General features: G+C 71.4%; 15 protein-coding genes. 4 read left to right on the forward strand and 11 right to left on the reverse strand.

Annotation, left to right across the window (positions count from 1 at the left end):
* Positions 1-103: 103 nt before the first annotated feature.
* The 6 genes from AB0C96_RS04890 to AB0C96_RS04915 all read right to left on the reverse strand — a co-directional run bounded on the left by AB0C96_RS04890 (position 104) and on the right by AB0C96_RS04915 (position 6,791).
* Positions 104-949, reverse strand: a complete 846-nt coding sequence (locus AB0C96_RS04890; protein WP_362913711.1) for a shikimate dehydrogenase — start codon at positions 947-949, stop codon at positions 104-106.
* Positions 950-958: 9 nt separating this feature from the next.
* A complete protein-coding gene (gene mltG, locus AB0C96_RS04895; RefSeq protein WP_362913713.1) occupies positions 959-2,716 on the reverse strand; it encodes an endolytic transglycosylase MltG in 1,758 nt (585 codons plus the stop codon).
* 127 nt (positions 2,717-2,843) lie between these two features.
* Positions 2,844-3,308, reverse strand: coding sequence for a Holliday junction resolvase RuvX (gene ruvX, locus AB0C96_RS04900; protein ID WP_362913759.1), 465 nt, complete (start codon positions 3,306-3,308; stop codon positions 2,844-2,846).
* Positions 3,309-3,322: 14 nt separating this feature from the next.
* Positions 3,323-5,992 (reverse strand): alanine--tRNA ligase, encoded by a 2,670-nt coding sequence (alaS, locus tag AB0C96_RS04905; RefSeq protein WP_362913715.1) that lies wholly within the window; start codon positions 5,990-5,992, stop codon positions 3,323-3,325.
* The gene (locus AB0C96_RS04910; RefSeq protein ID WP_362913717.1) at positions 5,992-6,336 is read right to left on the reverse strand and encodes a DUF6167 family protein; all 345 of its coding nucleotides are present in this window, start codon (positions 6,334-6,336) and stop codon (positions 5,992-5,994) included. Before AB0C96_RS04910 ends, alaS begins: the two co-directional genes overlap by 1 nt.
* A gap of 8 nt (positions 6,337-6,344) precedes the next feature.
* Positions 6,345-6,791 carry a DUF948 domain-containing protein gene (locus AB0C96_RS04915; RefSeq protein ID WP_362913719.1) on the reverse strand — a complete coding sequence of 149 codons (447 nt, stop codon included), beginning with the start codon at positions 6,789-6,791 and terminating at the stop codon, positions 6,345-6,347.
* A 182-nt stretch (positions 6,792-6,973) separates the two neighbouring features.
* Between AB0C96_RS04915 and AB0C96_RS04920 the strand changes: the two genes are divergently transcribed.
* Positions 6,974-9,175 carry an AAA family ATPase gene (locus tag AB0C96_RS04920; RefSeq protein WP_362913721.1) on the forward strand — a complete coding sequence of 734 codons (2,202 nt, stop codon included), beginning with the start codon at positions 6,974-6,976 and terminating at the stop codon, positions 9,173-9,175.
* A 22-nt stretch (positions 9,176-9,197) separates the two neighbouring features.
* Here the strand turns inward: AB0C96_RS04920 and rpsD are convergent, their stop codons facing one another.
* Positions 9,198-9,809, reverse strand: a complete 612-nt coding sequence (rpsD, locus tag AB0C96_RS04925; RefSeq protein ID WP_362913723.1) for a 30S ribosomal protein S4 — start codon at positions 9,807-9,809, stop codon at positions 9,198-9,200.
* 185 nt (positions 9,810-9,994) lie between these two features.
* Between rpsD and AB0C96_RS04930 the strand changes: the two genes are divergently transcribed.
* Complete coding sequence (locus AB0C96_RS04930) at positions 9,995-10,747, forward strand: DUF2470 domain-containing protein (protein WP_362913725.1); 753 nt, start codon at positions 9,995-9,997, stop codon at positions 10,745-10,747.
* Between the two features lie 83 nt (positions 10,748-10,830).
* On the opposite strand, the gene AB0C96_RS04935 is transcribed toward AB0C96_RS04930, so the two are convergent.
* The 4 genes from AB0C96_RS04935 to AB0C96_RS04950 form a co-directional block, all read right to left on the reverse strand.
* Positions 10,831-12,201, reverse strand: coding sequence for a replication-associated recombination protein A (locus tag AB0C96_RS04935; protein WP_362913727.1), 1,371 nt, complete (start codon positions 12,199-12,201; stop codon positions 10,831-10,833).
* Positions 12,202-12,315: 114 nt separating this feature from the next.
* Entirely contained in the window at positions 12,316-12,957 is a 642-nt protein-coding gene (locus tag AB0C96_RS04940; protein WP_362913729.1) for a vitamin K epoxide reductase family protein, read from the reverse strand.
* A gap of 191 nt (positions 12,958-13,148) precedes the next feature.
* A complete protein-coding gene (gene hisS, locus AB0C96_RS04945) occupies positions 13,149-14,411 on the reverse strand; it encodes a histidine--tRNA ligase (RefSeq protein WP_362913731.1) in 1,263 nt (420 codons plus the stop codon).
* A 10-nt stretch (positions 14,412-14,421) separates the two neighbouring features.
* Positions 14,422-15,135, reverse strand: coding sequence for an MBL fold metallo-hydrolase (locus AB0C96_RS04950; RefSeq protein WP_362913733.1), 714 nt, complete (start codon positions 15,133-15,135; stop codon positions 14,422-14,424).
* Between the two features lie 232 nt (positions 15,136-15,367).
* Between AB0C96_RS04950 and AB0C96_RS04955 the strand changes: the two genes are divergently transcribed.
* The gene (locus AB0C96_RS04955) at positions 15,368-16,174 is read left to right on the forward strand and encodes a peptidylprolyl isomerase (protein WP_362913735.1); all 807 of its coding nucleotides are present in this window, start codon (positions 15,368-15,370) and stop codon (positions 16,172-16,174) included.
* A 250-nt stretch (positions 16,175-16,424) separates the two neighbouring features.
* Entirely contained in the window at positions 16,425-17,654 is a 1,230-nt protein-coding gene (locus AB0C96_RS04960) for a DUF349 domain-containing protein (RefSeq protein WP_362913737.1), read from the forward strand.
* Positions 17,655-17,786 lie beyond the last annotated feature (132 nt).

Genomic DNA, 17,786 nt, shown 5'->3' on the forward strand with positions numbered 1-17,786 from the left:
CGCGTACGGTCTCCCCCTGATCCTCCCACGTCGCGCCGGAGGTACGGTGCCCAGTCCAGGAAGCGGACCGGGCATCGACGCGGACGGGGCGCGTCCGGGCGGATCAGCGGGCGGCCAGCGCCGCCTCGCCGGCCTGCCGCATCGCCGCCAGCGGGGCCGGAGCGCGTCCGGTCATCTGCTCCACCTGGAGCACGGCCTGGTGGACCAGCAGGTCGAGGCCGCCGACCACCGCGCCGCCGCGGTCGGCCCAGGCGGCGGCGAGCGCCGTCGGCCAGGGCTCGTAGAGGACGTCGAAGAGCGTGCCGGGCCGGTCGGGCACGACGGCGGCGAGCGCATCGGTGGTGCCCGCCGGGGTGGTGGCGATGGTCAGCGGAGCCCCGAACGCCTCGGCGGCGTCCGCCCAGGGGGCGGTGCGGACGGTGACGCCGAGCCGCTCCCCCCAGCCGCGCATCTCGGCGGCCCGGGCGTCGCTGCGGACGTAGGCGGTGACCTCACCGGTGCAGATGCGGGAGAGCGCGGCGAGCGCCGAGGAGGCGGTGGCTCCGGCGCCCAGGATCGCGGCCCGCTCGACCTGCTGCACCCCGCGCTCGCGCAGCGCGGCGAGCATGCCGGGGATGTCGGTGTTGTCGCCCAGGCGCCGCCCGTCGGCCGTGAAGACGACGGTGTTCACCGCCTCCACCGACGACGCGGTCGGGGTGATCTCGTCGAGCAGCGGGATCACCGCGCGCTTGAGCGGCATGGTCAGGGAGAGCCCCGCCCACTCCGGACCGAGCTCCGCGATGAACCCGGGCAGACCCGCCTCGTCGACCTCGAAGCGGTCGTACGTCCAGCCGCCCAGGCCGAGTTCCGCGTAGGCGGCACGGTGCAGGGCCGGGGAGAGGGAGTGGGCGATGGGGGAGCCGAGGACCGCGGCCCTTCGATGGGCCGGTGTGGCCTGATTGTCCGTCACGACCCTGCCTCAGTTCCCATTCCCTTTGTGCTCCGCCTGCCACTTCTTGCGTTCCTCGACAAGCTTGTTGTGCTCGGTGAGGTTCGTCGCGAATTGCGTCTTCTTGTCGTCTATGGAGACGAAGTAGAGCCACCGCTTGGAGGTGTCCGGACTCACCGTCGCCTGCAACGCCTCGATACCGGGGTTTCCGATCGGGCCGGGCGGCAGCCCCCGGTAGAAGTACGTGTTGTAGGGGTCGTCGTAGTTGTTGATCTCGTCCAGACTGATATTGATCTTGCTCTGGTTCTTCAGGTAGTTGTACGTCGAGTCGAACTGGAGCTTCTGGTTGGTGTCCGTATTGGTCGGGGCGAGCCGGTTGTAGACGACCGCGGCCATCTTCTTGAAGTCGTCGTGCGTCATGCCCTCGGCCTGCGTGAGGCTGGCGACGGTGATGACCTGAAGCGGAGACTTCAAGTGGAACTTCTGGGCCGCCGCCTCCAGGTCGACCTTCCCGTAGGCCGCAGTCGCCCGTCCCACCATCTGCTTGAGGACGTCCACCGGCTTCGCGTGCTCGCCCACGCTGTACGTCGACGGGAAGAGGAAGCCCTCCAGCGGGTCCTTGATGTTCTTGGAATCGTTGGCCCACGACGGCAGCCCGAGGTTCTTGAGCTCCTTCTTGGAGGCGGACTTGGTCGTACCGGCCTGGAGATGCAGCTTCTTGTCGATGAGCGCATAGACCGCGCCGGCCCGCAGCCCCTCGCGGATCGTGAGCCCGTTGCGGCTCTTGGGGTCCAGCATCAGGTCGATGGCCGAGGCCGCCGACATCTCCTTGTGCAGGGTGTACGTCCCTGGCGGAAGCGTCTTGGCCTTCTGGTTCTCGTCGGCCGCCTCGTTGAAGGCATCGGCGCTCTTGATCACGCCGTTCTTCGCGAGGATCTGGCCCATCTCCGAGAGTGGCGAACCGTCCGGAATCTCGACCTGGACGTCCCCCGAGCCCTCGCCCTCGTAGTCCGGGGCCGCCCCGAAGTGCGCCATGACGAAGTCCCAGCCGAAGTAGCCGACGGCGCCGACGGCTCCGGCGAAGAACAGGGTGACGACCAGGCAGGTGGTGCGGCTGCGGCGTTTGCCCTTCTTGTTCTTGCCGCGGCGGTCGCGGCCGGAGCGACGCCCGTCGTCCGGGTCGTCGTCGTACTCCTCGGGATCGTCGTACGCGTCGCGGCGGTCGCGGCCGTCGCGGTCGTCGTCGTACGGCCCGTCCGGCGCGTCGGTGAAGAACGGATGGTCCGGCTCCGGCTCCCGCGGCAGCTCCGGTTCGGCCCGCCAGTCGTCGCCGACGCCCACGCCGGCACCGGCTCCGTCGCCGTAGTGCGGCTCGGACGGCCGCTGGTCGTACTGCTGCGGCGGGTAGTGCTGCTGGTACGGGGGCGCCTGCTGCGGGTAGGCGGCCTGCTGGTCGTAGTGCTGCTGGTGCTGGTCCGGCGCGGCGTAGGGATCGGCCGGCGGCTGCTGCCCGTAGGGGTCGTAGGGCTCATACGCGTCGTACGGGGCCTGCCCGCCCCCCGACGGGTGCCCGCCGTGGGAACCCTCCCAACCCCCGTTGTACTGCTGCTGCGGATGCTGCTGCTGGGGACCTCTGTACTGCTGCGGGGCGGACTGCTGTGGGGCGGACTGCTGCTGCCCGCCCCACTGAGGCTGCTGCGCCTGGCCTCCGTAGGAACCCTGGTCTCCGTAGAGCGGGTCCTCGGGATGCCACGGTTCGGAGCCGTAGCCCCGGCCATACTCGGTCATCGATCCCCTAGAGCCGAGAGGCGGTGCGCCCCGGCCTGGCAGCGCGCTTGCTGTATCGATCCGCCTCTACTTGCACGTGCGGCTGTTCGAACCGCCGCACATCGCGCGGCACGTTACCGTATCGCGATCAGATGACCACTTCGACGCACTCCCCCGGCGGCTCCCCGGAGGTGCGTTCCGTCTCCAGCGCGCTCTGGAGGATGACCACCGCGGCAGCCTGGTCCACCACCGAGCGGCCCTTCTTGCTGCGCACTCCGGAGGCCCGCAGGCCGTGGGTCGCGGTCACCGTCGACATCCGCTCGTCGACCAGCCGGACCCCGACGGGGGCGATGTTCTTTGCCAGTTCCTGAGCGAAGGCCCGCACCTTGGCCGCGGCCGGCCCCTCTCCCCCACTGAGGGAGCGGGGCAGGCCGACCACGACTTCGAGCGGCTCGTACTCCTCGACGATCGCCTTGAGCCGGCGGTGCGCCGCCGGGACGTCACGCCCCGGGACGGTCTCGACGGGGGTGGCGAGGACCCCGTCGGGGTCGCACGAGGCGACCCCGATCCGGGCGTCCCCGACGTCCACCGCGATGCGCCGGCCGCGTCGCATCTCACTCACGCGCGTCAGGCCGCCTCGCCCACCAGGCGCTCGACGGCCCCGATGGCCTCGGGCACCGCGGCGGGGTTCTGGCCGCCGCCCTGGGCGACGTCCGGCTTGCCGCCGCCACCGCCACCGAGCGTCTTGGCGGCGGTACGGACCAGGTCACCGGCCTTGATGCCGCGCTCGCGGGCGGCCTCGTTGGTGGCGATGACGGTCACCGGACGGCCGTTGGCGACCGAGAACAGCGCCACCACGACGGGGCGGCCGCCCTGGATCCGGCCACGGACGTCGAGCACGAGCTTGCGCAGGTCGTCGGCGGAGGTGCCGTCCGGCACCTGGCCGATGGCCAGCGCCACCCCGCGGACGTCCTTGGCGCCCTCGGCCAGCCCGGCGGCGGCCTGGAGCACCTTCTCGGCGCGGAACTTCTCGATCTCCTTCTCGGCGTCCTTCAGCTTGGCCAGGACTCCGGAGATCTTCTCCGGCAGCTCCTCCGGGCGCCCCTTGACCAGCTCGGTGAGCTGCGAGACGACCGTGTGCTCACGGGCGAGGAACCGGTAGGCGTCGACGCCGACCAGCGCCTCGACGCGGCGCACGCCGGAGCCGATGGAGGACTCGCCGAGCAGCTTCACCAGACCCAGCTGGGCGGTGTTGTGGACGTGCGTACCGCCGCACAGCTCCTTGGAGAAGTCGCCGATGGTGACCACCCGGACGCGGTCGCCGTACTTCTCGCCGAACTCGGCGATGGCGCCCTGCTTCTTGGCGTCCTCCATGCTCATGACCTCGGCGTGCACGTCCAGCTCACGGGCGAGCACGTCGTTGATCTTCTGCTCGACGTCGGTGAGGACCGAGCCCGGCACGGCGGTCGGCGAGCCGAAGTCGAAGCGGAAGCGGCCCGGGGAGTTCTCCGAACCGGCCTGGGCGGCCGTCGGACCCAGGGCGTCGCGCAGCGCCTGGTGGGTCAGGTGGGTGGCGCTGTGGGCACGGGCGATGGCGCGCCGGCGGGTGACGTCGATGACGGCGTACGCGGCGGCGCCGAGCACCACCTCGCCGACCTGGACGACGCCCTTGTGGACCGTGACGCCGGGCACCGGCTGCTGGACGTCGCGGACCTCGACGACGGCGCCGGAGTCCAGCTTGATCCGGCCGGTGTCGGCGAGCTGGCCGCCGCCCTCGGCGTAGAACGGGGTGCGGTCCAGGACGACCTCGACCTCGTCGCCCTCGTGGGCGGCGGGCGCCGAGGCGCCGTTGACCAGCAGGCCGACGACGGTGGACTCGCCCTCCGTGGCGCTGTATCCGGTGAACTCGGTGGCACCGGAGCGGTCGGCGACCTCGCGGTAGGCGGACAGATTGGCGTGGCCGCTCTTCTTGGCCTGGGCGTCGGCCTTGGCGCGCTCCCGCTGCTCGGTCATCAGGCGGCGGAAGCCCGACTCGTCCACCGACAGGCCCTGTTCGGCGGCCATTTCGAGGGTGAGGTCGATCGGGAAGCCCCAGGTGTCGTGGAGCAGGAAGGCCTTGTCGCCGGGCAGGACCGTCGAGCCGACGGCCTTGGTCTCGGTGACGGCGGTGTCGAGGATGTTGGTGCCGGCCTTCAGCGTCTTGAGGAAGGCGGCCTCCTCGGCGAGGGCGACCGTCTCGATACGGCGGCGGTCCTCCAGCAGCTCGGGGTACTGCTGACCCATGGTCTTGATGACCACGTCCAGCAGCTCGCCGACGACCAGGCCCTTGGCGCCGAGCAGGCGCATGTTGCGGATGGCGCGGCGCATGATGCGGCGCAGGACATAGCCGCGGCCCTCGTTGCCGGGGGTGACGCCGTCGCCGATGAGCATCGTGGACGTGCGCAGGTGGTCGGCGACCACGCGCAGCGAGACATCGGAGTCGTGCGAGTCGCCGTAGCGGACGCCGGTGAGTTCGGTGGCCTTGTCGATGACGACGCGCAGGGTGTCCGTCTCGTACATGTTGGGGACGTCCTGGAGGATCATCGCCAGGCGCTCGAGGCCGAGGCCGGTGTCGATGTTCTTGCTGGGCAGCTCGCCGAGGATCTCGAAGTCCTCCTTGCCGATGCCCGCGCCGCGCTCGTACTGCATGAAGACCAGGTTCCAGATCTCCACGTACCGCTCGTCGTTGACGGCCGGGCCGCCCTCGACGCCGAACGCCGGGCCGCGGTCGTAGTTGATCTCGGAGCACGGGCCGCAGGGGCCCGGGACGCCCATGGACCAGTAGTTCTCCTTCTTGCCCAGGCGCTGGATGCGCTCCTTGGGCACCCCGATGACCTCGTGCCAGATGCGCTCGGCCTCGTCGTCGTCGAGGTAGACGGTGATCCACAGGCGCTCGGGGTCGAGACCGTAGCCGCCGTCGGCCTGCGAGCTGGTCAGCAGCTCCCAGGCGTACTTGATGGCGCCTTCCTTGAAGTAGTCGCCGAAGGAGAAGTTGCCGCACATCTGGAAGAACGTGCCGTGCCGGGTGGTCTTGCCGACCTCTTCGATGTCCGGCGTGCGGACGCACTTCTGGACGCTGGTGGCGGTCTTGTAGGACGGCTTGACCTCGCCCAGGAAGTACGGCTTGAAGGGGACCATGCCCGCGTTGACGAGCAGCAGCGTCGGGTCGTCCGCGATGAGCGACGCCGACGGCACGACGGTGTGCCCGCGCTCTTCGAAGAAGCGCAGCCAGCGGCGGCGGATTTCAGCCGACTCCATCAGTGGTCCTCTTTTCCAGTCGGTCCGGTCAGACCGTTCGGTCCGGTTGTTCTCGTGGTTCGGTACTGCGGTTCGAGCACCGCACGGCGCGGCCCGGGCAGCTCGCGCGCCGGGCTCGGCGCGCTGAGCCCGAGGGCGTCGTGCAGCTGCTCTTCACGGTCCGCCATTCCGGTCCGCACGTCCAATGCAAATTGACGCAACCGGTTCCCGGTCTCGACGGCCTTCTCCGCCGCCTGAGCGGCAAGGCTGTCCGGCTGTAGCTTGCGTAGCTTTTGGTGGACCTTGTTGGTGGCCCACACCCCGGCGGCGGCGCCGGTGGTGAACCAGAATGCGCGGCGGAACATCGCTGTGATCAGTCCTTGGAGCGACGGTTGCGGCGCCCGCCGCGGCGGGCGCCGGGCAGGGTACGGCCGACGACGGTGCGCGGTGCGCGCCCGGCGGCAGGGGCTGCCTCGCCCTTCTTGCCGATCGCGCGGCGCACGCCGTAGCCGAACGCGGCCACCTTGACCAGCGGTCCGCCGAAGGCGGAGGAGACGGTCGAGGAGAGCGCGGAGGCGTTGGCGGTGACCTCTTGCACATCGGCGGCGATGGCGTCGACGCGGGCGAGTTGGGTGTGCGCGGAGCGGACGGTCGCGGAGGCGTCGGCCAGCAGGGGCACGGCCTGCTCGGACACCTCGGCCACCATCTTGGTGGTCGCCTTCAGCGTCTGTGCGAGCCTCACCAGCACAAGGGCGAGGAACGACACGAGGATCGCCCAGAAGACGGCCACGAGGATCCCGGCCACCTCTCCACCGGACACGCTGGCACCACTCTCCGACTGGTCTGGTCTGCTCTGGTCTCGTCCTGCTCGAACGGCAACCTTGACCTTATCGCGCCGTGACTGTCCGTCCGTACCCGTGGCGGGTGCCGTGCAGGGGGCGTCGGGGGAATCCGAAGGCCTGATTGTACGGTCCGCATCCCGCCGAGTACGCTCCGTGTGCCATGCGACGCTTCACGCGCTCCGGGCCCTCCTCCCGCCCCGTTCCCGAGCGGCTGCGCTCGCCGCGGGCGCCGGGGAACCTTCCCGCGGATCTGAACCGCTTCATCGGCCGTGACGAGGAGCTGGCCGCGCTGCCGGAACAGCTGGCCGCCGCCCGGCTCGTCACCCTCACCGGCCTCGGCGGCGTGGGGAAATCCCGGCTCGCCCGCCAGGGCGCAGCGATCTTGCAGGATCGCTTCTGCGATGGGGTGTGGCTGGTCGAACTGTCCGCCCTGCGCGAGGCCCACCTCCTGGACCACGCCGTCGCCGAGGCACTGGCACTCGCCGACCACAGCGGCCGGCCGGTGCGCTCCGCGCTCTGCGACCACCTCGCCGACCGCGAGCTGCTGCTCGTCCTGGACGGCTACGAGCAGCTGGTCGACGCCTGCGCGGAGCTGACCGGCGAGCTGCTGCGGCGCGCCCCGGGCCTGCGGGTGCTGGCCGCCGGACGGCGCCCGCTGGGGCTCCCGGGCGAGCGGGTGGTGCCGCTGCCGCCGATGAACGAGGCCGATGCCGCCGCGCTGTTCGCCGACCGGGCGGCGTCGGTGGTCGCCGGGTTCGCCGTGGGGCCGTCCGACGAGGGCCCGGTCGGCGAGCTCTGCCGGCGCCTGGACGGCATTCCGCTGGCGCTGGAACTGGCCGCCGGACGGCTGCGCGCGCTCTCCGTCGACCAGGTGCTGCACCGGCTCGACGACCGCTTCCGGCTACTGACCGGCACCACCCGCGGCGTGCTCCCCCGCCACCAGACGCTGCGGACCGCGATCGGCTGGAGCCATGAGCTGTGCACGCCCCAGGAGCGGCTGCTGTGGGCGCGGTTGTCGGTCTTCGCCGGGCAGTTCGACCTGGAGGCGGTCGAGTACGTCTGCTCGGGACCGGAGTTGCCGGACGGCGAACTCCTCGACCTCGTCGCGGAGTTGGTCGCCCAGTCGGTGCTCCTGCGGGAGGAGACCGCGGCCGGGGTGCGCTACCGGATGCTGGACACCGTACGGGCCTACGGCGCGGACTGGCTGGATGCGACGCAGGACGGCGACCGGCTGCGGCGCCGGCACCGCGACTGGTACCTGGGGCTGGCGACTTGGTGCGAGCTGGACTGGTTCAGCTCGCGGCAGGCCGAGATCGCGGCCCGCGTCGAGGCCGAGCTGCCCAATCTGCGCGTGGCGCTGGAGCAGAGCCTGCAGAGCGCCGCGGACACGCATCTGGGCCAGTACCTCGCGGGCACACTGTGGTTCTACTGGGTGGGCTGCGGCCGGCTGTCGGAGGGGCGGCACTGGCTGGACCGGGCGCTGGAGCTGGACGGCGACCACGACGACGCGCGGCTGAAGGCCCTGTGGGTGGCCGGCTACGTCGCGGTGCTCCAGGGGGACACCGTCGGTGCGCTGGGGGCGCTACAGGAGTGCCGCGAGGCGGCCGAGCGGACCGGCAATGCCACCGCGGCCGCATACGCCCTGCATCGCACCGGCTGCCTGGCACTGGTCTGCGACGACATGCCGCGTGCCGAGGAGCTGTTGCGCGGGGCGCTGGCGCGCTACCGGGAGATCGGCGAGCTCAACAGCAATGTGCTGATGGGTCAGGTCGAGTTGGCGATCGCGGTGGCTTTCCAGGGCGAGCTGGCGGACGCGGTGCGGCTGTGCGAAGAGGTGCTGGAGGTGTGCGAGGACCACGGCGAGCGCTGGACGCTGGCCTACGCGCAGTTCGTGCTGGCCTACGCGGCCTGGTCCTCCGGGGACGGCGCGCGGGCCCGGGCGCTGCTGGAGGAGTGCCTGGCCATCGACCACACCTTCCACGACCTGTTGGGCGCGGTGCTGGCGATCGAGCTGCTGGCGCTGGTGACGCTGGGCGAGGGCGATGCGGAGGAGGCGGCGGTGCTCCAGGGCGCCGCCGGGCGGATCTGGCCGTCGGTGGGGCTGCCGCTGTTCGGCTCGCGCTACTTCAGCCGCCCGCACGCGCTGTGCGAGGAGCAGGCGCGCCGGCAGCTGGGGGACGGACGGTACGAGAGCGCGCTGCACGAGGGCGAGCGGCTCGACCTGGACGCGGCCGTGGCCCGGATCCTGGGGCCGGCCGGCCCGGGGCCGGCGGCGCGGCGCCGCACGGTGCGCACCGCGCCGCCCACCACGAGCGAGCCCGCCGCCTCCCCCTCCGCGAGCGGTGGGGAGACGGCGGGCTGAGGTGCTGCCGCGTCTGCGGTGATCAGCGGGCGTAGTACTCGACGACGAGCTGCTCGTCGCAGATCACCGGGATCTCCTTGCGGTTCGGGTCCCGGTCGAGGCGGAACGCCAGAGCCTGGAGGTTGACCTCAAGGTAACGGGGGGTCTCGCCGTCGGGGGCGTAGCCACCCTCGCGCGCGACCTGGAAGGGGTGCTTCTCGCGGCTGCGCTCGCGGACCATCACCACGTCACCGGGGCGGACGCGGAAGGACGGCTTGTCGACCTTGCGGCCGTTGACCTCGATGTGGCCGTGCACGACCATCTGGCGGGACTGGTAGATCGTCCGGGCGATGCCGGAGCGCAGGACGAGCGCGTCCAGACGGCGCTCAAGCTCGACGATCAGGGCCTCGCCCGTCTTGCCTTCGACCTTCCGAGCGCGGTCGTAGGCACGGACCATCTGGCGCTCGCTGATGTCGTACTGAGCGCGCAGACGCTGCTTCTCCAGCAGACGGACCTTGTAGTCACTGTTCTGCTTGCGGCCACGGCCGTGCTCGCCGGGCGGGTAGGGACGGGCCTCGAAGTACTTGACGGCCTTCGGCGTCAGCGCGATGCCGAGCGCGCGGGACTTCTTGACCTTGGGACGCGACTGGTTCACGTGGAACGTTCCTCCATGTAAGTTAGGTGAGGCTTACCTTAGCGCGAGGAGAACGCATGTTTCGACCTGGGATCCCCCTGCCCAGTGCTGGTCAGAGCACCGAGGCGGGTCAGCCGCGTCCCATGGAAGACGCCCAGCAGCCCTCTGCCGCCGAGCGCGCAAGAACCCTCGTTGAGTCCCATGGTATGGCTTCCCTCAGCGTCCCCGGCGTCGAGGACCCCGACGAGACCGGGCTCTCGGCCCCCGTCTGCCGGACCGTGACGCCCGAGGGAGACGTGCTGTTGCTGGTCCCCGGGGACTCCGCGGCCGCCCGAGCGGCCGCGCACGCCCAGGACGACGATCTGACCGCCGTGATGGAGATCACGGATGTGGCGCCGGTTTCGGTGCCCCACCGCATCCGCGGACGGGCCTGGATGGCCGGCTGGCTGACCCCGGTGCGCAACGAGCAGCGCGCCGAGGCGGCGATGTTGCTCGCCGAGCGGCACCCGGTGGGCGAGCTGCTCGGCATCGGGGAGGCGCTGACGCCGGAGCCGGCACCGGGCACGTACGGGCGGGCCGCCTGGATGATGCTGCGCCTGGAGGTCGGCGAGGGTGCGGTGGACGACCTGTGGGGCGCCGGACCCGTCGAGCCGGACGACTTCGCCGCCGCGGCCCCCGATCCGCTGGTGGCCCACGAGGCGGAGCTGCTGCAACATCTGCACGCGGCGCACAGCGAGCAGGTCCGGGGGCTGTGCGCCCTGCTGGGCGACCGCGGGCGGCTCTGCGGGCTGCGCGACCGCGCGGTGCCGGTGGCCCTGGACCGCTTCGGTCTGCGGGTCCGCTTCACCGACTCCCGGCAGCGCTCCTTCGACGCCCGCTTCGACTTCCCCGAGCCGGTGCGGGACGTGGCGGAGCTGCGGCGGGCGATGCATGTGCTCTTCGAGGCGGCCGCCGAGTAGCGCCGGCGACCACGGTCGAACGGCCCCGCTCGGACGGGACCGCCCCGACCGGGGCGTGCGGTCCGGGCCAGCCGAGAGCGGCCCTACTCCGCGCCGCCCTCGCCGGGGGCACCCCGCAGCCGGGCCCGCACCCGGTCCGCGACGTCGGCGTAGCGCGCCTCCGCGCCGTGGCGGGTGGGCTCGTAGTACCGCTTGCCGTGCACCGCGTCCGGTGCGTACTGCTGGGCCGCGATGCCGCCCGGCAGGTCGTGCGGATACTGGTAGCCCTGGCCGTGGCCGAGCTTCTGGGCGCCCTTGTAGTGGCTGTCGCGCAGGTGCGGCGGCACCGGCCCGGCCAGGCCGGCGCGGACGTCCGCGAGCGCGGCGTCGATGGCGGTGTAGGCGGCGTTCGACTTCGGCGCCAGGGCCAGCGCGATGGTGGCCTGGCTGAGCGTGATGCGTGCCTCCGGGAAGCCGATCAGCGCCACCGCCTGGGCGGCCGCCACCGCGGTCTGGAGGGCCGTCGGATCGGCCAGACCGATGTCCTCGCTCGCCGAGATCATCAACCGGCGGGCGATGAACCGCGGGTCCTCCCCCGCCTCGATCATGCGCGCGAGGTAGTGCAGCGCGGCGTCGACGTCCGAGCCGCGGATGGACTTGATCAGCGCGCTGGCGACGTCGTAGTGCTGGTCGCCGCTGCGGTCGTACTTCACCGCGGCCCGGTTCACGGACTCCTCCAGGGTCTGGAGGGTGATCTCCTTCTCGCCCTTCGCTATCGCGGATCCGGCGCCGGCCTCCAGGGCCGTCAGCGCGCGCCGGGCGTCGCCGCCGGCGATCCGGAGCAGATGCGCCTCGGTGTCCTCGGGGAGGGTGACCGCACCGGCCAGCCCGCGCGCATCGGTCAGCGCGCGGCGCAGCAGGCCGCGCAGATCGTCGTCCGTGAGCGGCTCCAGCGTCAGCAGCAGCGAGCGGGAGAGCAGCGGGGAGATCACCGAGAAGTACGGGTTCTCGGTCGTCGCGGCGATCAGGGTGACCCAGCGGTTCTCCACGGCCGGCAGCAGGGAGTCCTGCTGGGCCTTGCTGAAGCGGTGGATCTCGTCGAGGAAGAGGACGGTCTCCTTGCCGAAGCCGCCGGAGGCACGCCGGGCGCCGTCGATGACCGCGCGGACCTCCTTGACGCCGGCGGTGATCGCGGACAGCTCCACGAAGCGCTTGTTCGTCGCCTGGCTGACCACGTACGCAAGGGTCGTCTTGCCGATGCCGGGCGGCCCCCACAGGAACACCGACGACGGCCCCGCCGGCCCCCCGTCGCCCTCCCCCACCAGGCGGCGCAGCGGCGAGCCCGGCTTGAGCAGATGCTGCTGGCCCACGACGTCGTCGAGGCTGCGCGGGCGCATCCGCACGGCGAGCGGGGACCCCGCGGGGTCCTTCTGCTGACGGTCTTCGGCGGCGGCGGTGAACAGGTCGGGCTCCACGATCACGAGCCTATGCCACCCCACTGACAACGCCCCGGCCCCGTCCTTGGACGGGGCCGGGGCGCGGAAGGCGTACCCGCCGGTGCGGGGAAGCTGCCTTACAGGGGAGCTGCCTTACAGGAGGCTGCTCCAGTACGACCACCACTTGGTCAGGATCAGCAGCGCGATCACGCCGTACCAGAGCACCGGCACGACCCAGTGGAACTCCAGCACCGTCCGACGCAGCCCCTCGGGCGCCGGGATGATGCCGTGCTTGAGGTTGTGCGCCGTGGTGTACCAGAACATCAGGATCGTGACGCACCAGGTCAGCGTGCACCACAGGCACAGCGCGTTGATGCTGTACAGCGACTGGGTCATCAGCCACATGCAGAAGACCGCGGCGAGACCGGTGCCGATGTTCAGCCCGATCCAGTACCAGCGGCGGAAGCGGGCGCCCGCCAGCAGGGCCATGCCGATCGCGACGACCACGCCGAAGCCGACCAGCCCCGCCATCGGGTTCGGGAAGCCGAAGGCCTCCGCCTGCTTGCTCTGCATGACGCTGCCGCAGGAGATGATCGGGTTGAAGCTGCAGGCCGGCTTGAAGTTCGGGTCCTTCAGCAGCTCGAACTTGTCCAGCGTGATGACCCAGGCTGCCAGGATGCCGAGCGCACCGGTGATCACCAGCAGCAGCGCGATACCGCGGCCCGCGCCGACGGTGCCCTCGCCGCTCGGGTGGTCGTCGTCGATGGACACGTCGTCAACCGCTGTCGTCGTCATGGGGCCGTTCCGTCGGTCGGTGGGAGATGAGGCCGGGCGGCCCGCGGTCGCGCGGGCGCGGCCTTCATTGTGCCCCAACACCCCGACGATCCACCGTTCGCTCCGCATAAACAGGAGCCACCCGAAGGGCAGGAATCCCCGGCGGACCGTTGACGGCGCCACCGCCTGGTGGCGCCGTCGAACCGGCCTCGTCAGCCCAGCCGGCGCCGCACCTCGTCGGCCACCGCGTCCAGCGCGACCGGGGTCTGCTCGCCGCTCTCCAGGTCCTTGAGCTGGACCACGCCCTCGGCCAGGTCCCGCTCGCCGGCCACCAGCGCCAGCCGCGCGCCGGAGCGGTTGGCGGACTTCATGGCGTTCTTCAGGCCCTTGCCGCCGTACGCGAAGTCGGTGGCGACACCGGCCCGGCGCAGCTCGGTGACCGTGGCGAACAGCACCCGGCGGGCCTCCTCGCCGAGCGGGACCGCGTAGACGGCGGTGCTGGCGGGGATGTCCAGCGCGACGCCCTCGGCCTCCAGCGCCAGCACCGTGCGGTCGACGCCCAGGGCCCAGCCGACGGACGGCAGCGCGGGGCCGCCGATCATCTCCGAGAGGCCGTCGTAGCGGCCGCCGCCGCCCACCGCGGACTGCGAGCCGAGACCGTCGTGGACGAACTCGAAGGTGGTGCGGGTGTAGTAGTCCAGGCCGCGGACCAGCTTCTCGTCGTCCTCGAAGGCCACGCCCGCCGCGGTCAGCAGCTCGCGCACCTGCTCGTGGTAGGCCTTGCAGGCCTCGCAGAGGTAGTCGCGCAGCATCGGCGCGCCGGTCAGCTGCCGCTGGACGGCCTCGCGCTTGTCGTCCAGGACGCGCAGCGGGTTGATGTCGACCCGGCGCCGGGTGTCCTCGTCCAGGTCGAGGCCGCGCAGGAAGTCCTGTAGTGCGGCCCGGTAGACGGGACGGCACTCCTGGTCGCCCAGGGAGTTCAGCAGGATGCGGAAGTTCCGCAGCCCCAGCGAGCGGTAGGCCTGGTCGGCCAGGATGATCAGCTCGGCGTCCAGCGCCGGGTCCTCGGCCCCGATGGCCTCGGCGCCGACCTGGGAGAAGTGGCGGTAGCGGCCCTTCTGCGGACGCTCGTAGCGGTAGTACGAGCCGGAGTACCAGAGCTTGACCGGGAGGTTGCCGCCCTTGTGCAGGTTGGCCTCCAGCGCGGCGCGCAGCACGGAGGCGGTGCCCTCGGGGCGCAGCGCGATCCGGTCGCCGCCCTTGGTCTCGAAGGCGTACATCTCCTTGGTCACGATGTCGGTGGACTCGCCGACCCCGCGCGCGAACAGCTCGACGTTCTCGAAACCGGGCGTCTCGATGTACCCGTACCCGGAGTTCTTCAGCGGCGCGGCGATCGCCTCGCGCACCGCAAGGTAGGTGGCGGACTGCGGCGGAATCAGGTCGTAGGTGCCCTTGGGGGCCTTGAAGGTGCTCACGAAGCTCTCGTCACATTCCTCGTCGTGGAGCGGCGCCGAGGCCGTCTCCGAGGCCGGCGGCCACCTCCCGCAGGAACGGGTTGGTGGCGCGCTCGCGGCCGATGGTGGTCTGGGGGCCGTGGCCGGACAGGACCACGGTCGAGTCGTCCAGCGGGAGGCATACGCGCTCCAGCGACCGGAGGATCTCGGCGTGGTCGCCGCCGGGCAGATCGGTGCGTCCGATGGAGCCGGCGAACAGCAGGTCGCCCGAGAAGAACACCGGCGGAACGTCCGCCTGCTCGGGCATCCTGAACGTCACCGACCCCTTCGTATGGCCCGGTGCGTGCGCGACGGAGAACTCCATCCCGGCGAGATCCAGGACGGCGCCGTCGCTCAACTCCTTGACGTCGTCCGGCTCCCCCACCGTCAGTTCGCCCATGAGCTGCTGACCGATGGAACGGCCGAGGGCCTTCCCCGGGTCGCTCATCATGAAGCGGTCCTCGGGGTGGATCCAGGCCGGGACGTCGTGCGCGCCGCACACGGGGACGACCGAGGCGATGTGGTCGATGTGCCCATGGGTGAGGACGACCGCGACGGGCTTGAGCCGATGCTTCGCGATGGCGTCCTCGACTCCTTGGGCCGCCTGGTGGCCCGGGTCGATGATGACGCACTCCTCGCCGGCGGCGGGGGCGACCAAGTAGCAGTTGGTGCCCCAGGCCCCGGCGGGGAACCCGGCAATCAGCACGTTCGTCCTTAAAGGTCGGTGTGGAGGTCGGTCCGCGGGACCGCTCCCGGACATCTCGGCAGCTCCAGAGCCTACCGGCGGGACTCCCGGCAGGGCGAACCCGTAAACCGCTGCCGCTGCCCGGACAGCGTCGCGCGGATTGCGTTTCCGGCCGGACGCCCCGTGCGGCGGACCGTATACGGTACGGCCACTGCGGACGACAGCGATGGACGATCGGACAAGGAGACGACCGGTGGTCAGCAAGGATCAGCGGCGGCGGCAGCTCGCCCGGGAGAAGCTCGCGCGCCAGCAACAGCGACGGTCCACGGCCCGGCGCAAGGCCAAGCACCGCAATGTGGTCGTCGCGGGCGCCGTCGCCGTCGCCCTGGCCGCCGGCGCCGCCGCGTACGCCTCCGTGGGACTCGCCGGCGGCGACGACCGGGCCGCGCCGTCGACGGACCCCTGCGGCAAGCCGGCGCAGGGCTCCCCGTCGCAGAAGACCTGGAAGAAGGAGCCGGCGATGTCGATCGACACCAAGGCCTCCTACTCCGCCACGCTGCACACGACCTGCGGCACGATCGGACTGAAGCTGGACGCGGCGAAGGCGCCGCACACGGTCAACTCCTTCGCCTTCCTGGCCCACCAGGGATTCTTCGACCACAGCCGGTGCCACCGCCTGGTGGACCAGGGGATCTACGTCCTCCAGTGCGGCGACCCGACGGCCACCGGCAACGGGACGCCCGGCTACACGATCCCGGACGAGAACCTCAAGGACCCGCGCCTCAAGGGCGGTGTCTACCCGGCGGGCACTCTCGCCATGGCGAACACCTACGACGGCAGGAACGACAAGACCCGCAACTCCGGCGGAAGCCAGTTCTTCCTCGTCTACCAGGACAGCAAGCTGCCCCCGAACTACACACCGTTCGGCACCGTCACCGGCGGCATGGACGTGCTGCGCAAGATCGCCGGTGCCGGAGCCACCGCACCCGACCCGCAGACCGGCAACACCGCGCCGCACGCCACCGTCGTCATCGACCGGGCGACCGTCGACAAGTCCTGACCTGCCCGGTACGCCGGGCGGTCGGCCGTCGCCCCGGCGTGCGAACCGCGGAATTTCGGTCGTGCTGGATGCGGACAGCCGACCGCCGGTCGCCTAGATTGGCGTTGGGTAGGGTGCCTGATCCGACGGCCACCACCCTCACCCGCAACACGGCCCGTCGGACCGGCCAGGGCGCGGCCCTGCCGGACAGAAACTGTGGACGATGCCGGGGGGCCGCACGCCCTCGTCGGCATCATGTGGAGGAGGCGCTGTGAGCAGCGACCCATGGGGCCGCGTCGACGAGACGGGGACCGTGTACGTGCGTACCGCCGATGGCGAGCAGGTCGTCGGATCGTGGCAGGCGGGAACCCCCGAGGAGGCCCTCGCCTACTTCGAGCGCAAGTATGAGGGTCTGGTCGTCGAGATCGGCCTCCTGGAACGCCGGGTCAAGACCACCGACCTGTCGTCGAAGGACGCCACGACCGCGATCGACCACCTGCGCCAGCAGGTGGACGAGCACCACGCGGTCGGCGACCTGGACGCACTGAGGAAGCGGCTGGACGCCCTCGTCGAGACCGTCGAGGCGCGCCGCGAGGAGCGCAAGGTCCAGAAGGCCAAGCAGAGCGACGAGGCCCGGCAGTCCAAGGAGAAGCTGGTCACCGAGGCCGAGGAGCTGGCGGCCAGCGAGCAGTGGCGGGCCGCCGGTGAGCGGCTGCGAGCCCTGGTCGACATCTGGAAAGGCCTGCCCCGGCTGGACCGCAAGACGGACGACGAGCTCTGGCACCGCTTCTCGCATGCCCGCTCGGCGTTCTCCAAGCGGCGCAAGGCGCACTTCGCGTCGCTGGACGCGCAGCGCGAGGAGTCCCGCAAGACCAAGGAGAAGCTGGTCGCCGAGGCCGAGTCGCTGTCGCAGTCGACGGACTGGGGCAACACCGCGGCCCGCTACCGCGAGCTGATGGCGGAGTGGAAGGCGGCGGGCCGCGCCCAGCGCGAGCACGAGGACGACCTGTGGAACCGCTTCCGCGGCGCCCAGGACATCTTCTTCCAGGCACGCGGCGAGATCTTCGCGGAGCGCGACGCCGAGCAGCGGGAGAACCTGACCCGCAAGGAGGAGCTGGCCGTCGAGGCGGAGAAGCTGCTCCCGGTCTCGGACCTGAAGGCCGCGCGGGCCGCGTTCCGGTCGATCAACGAGCGGTGGGAGGCCGTCGGCCACGTCCCGCGGGACTCCCGCCCCAAGATCGAGGGCCGGATGCACGCCGTCGAGCGCGCCATCCAGGAGGCCGAGGAGGCCGAGTGGCGCCGTACGAACCCTGAGGCGCGGGCCCGCGCCGCGGGGCTGACCGGTCAGCTCCAGGACGCCGTCGACAAGCTCCAGAAGCAGATCGACGCGGCCCGGGCGGCCGGTAACGACGCCAAGGCCGACAAGCTCGGCCGGGAGCTGGAGGGCCGCCAGGCGCTGCTGGACCAGGCGCTCAAGGGCCTGGAGGAGTTCGGCGGCTGAGAGCAGGCCGTGCAGACGGCGAGGGCCCCGGTACGCGGCCTTGGGTTCTAGGAGTCGTTGCAACACCCCAGCTCAAGGGGTGCGATGGACTTCGAGATCCGCAAGGAGCGGACGGGGCAAGGGCGACGGAAG

It is taken from the genome of Streptomyces sp. NPDC048506, from assembly GCF_040651315.1.
Classification (GTDB): Bacteria; Actinomycetota; Actinomycetes; order Streptomycetales; family Streptomycetaceae; genus Streptomyces.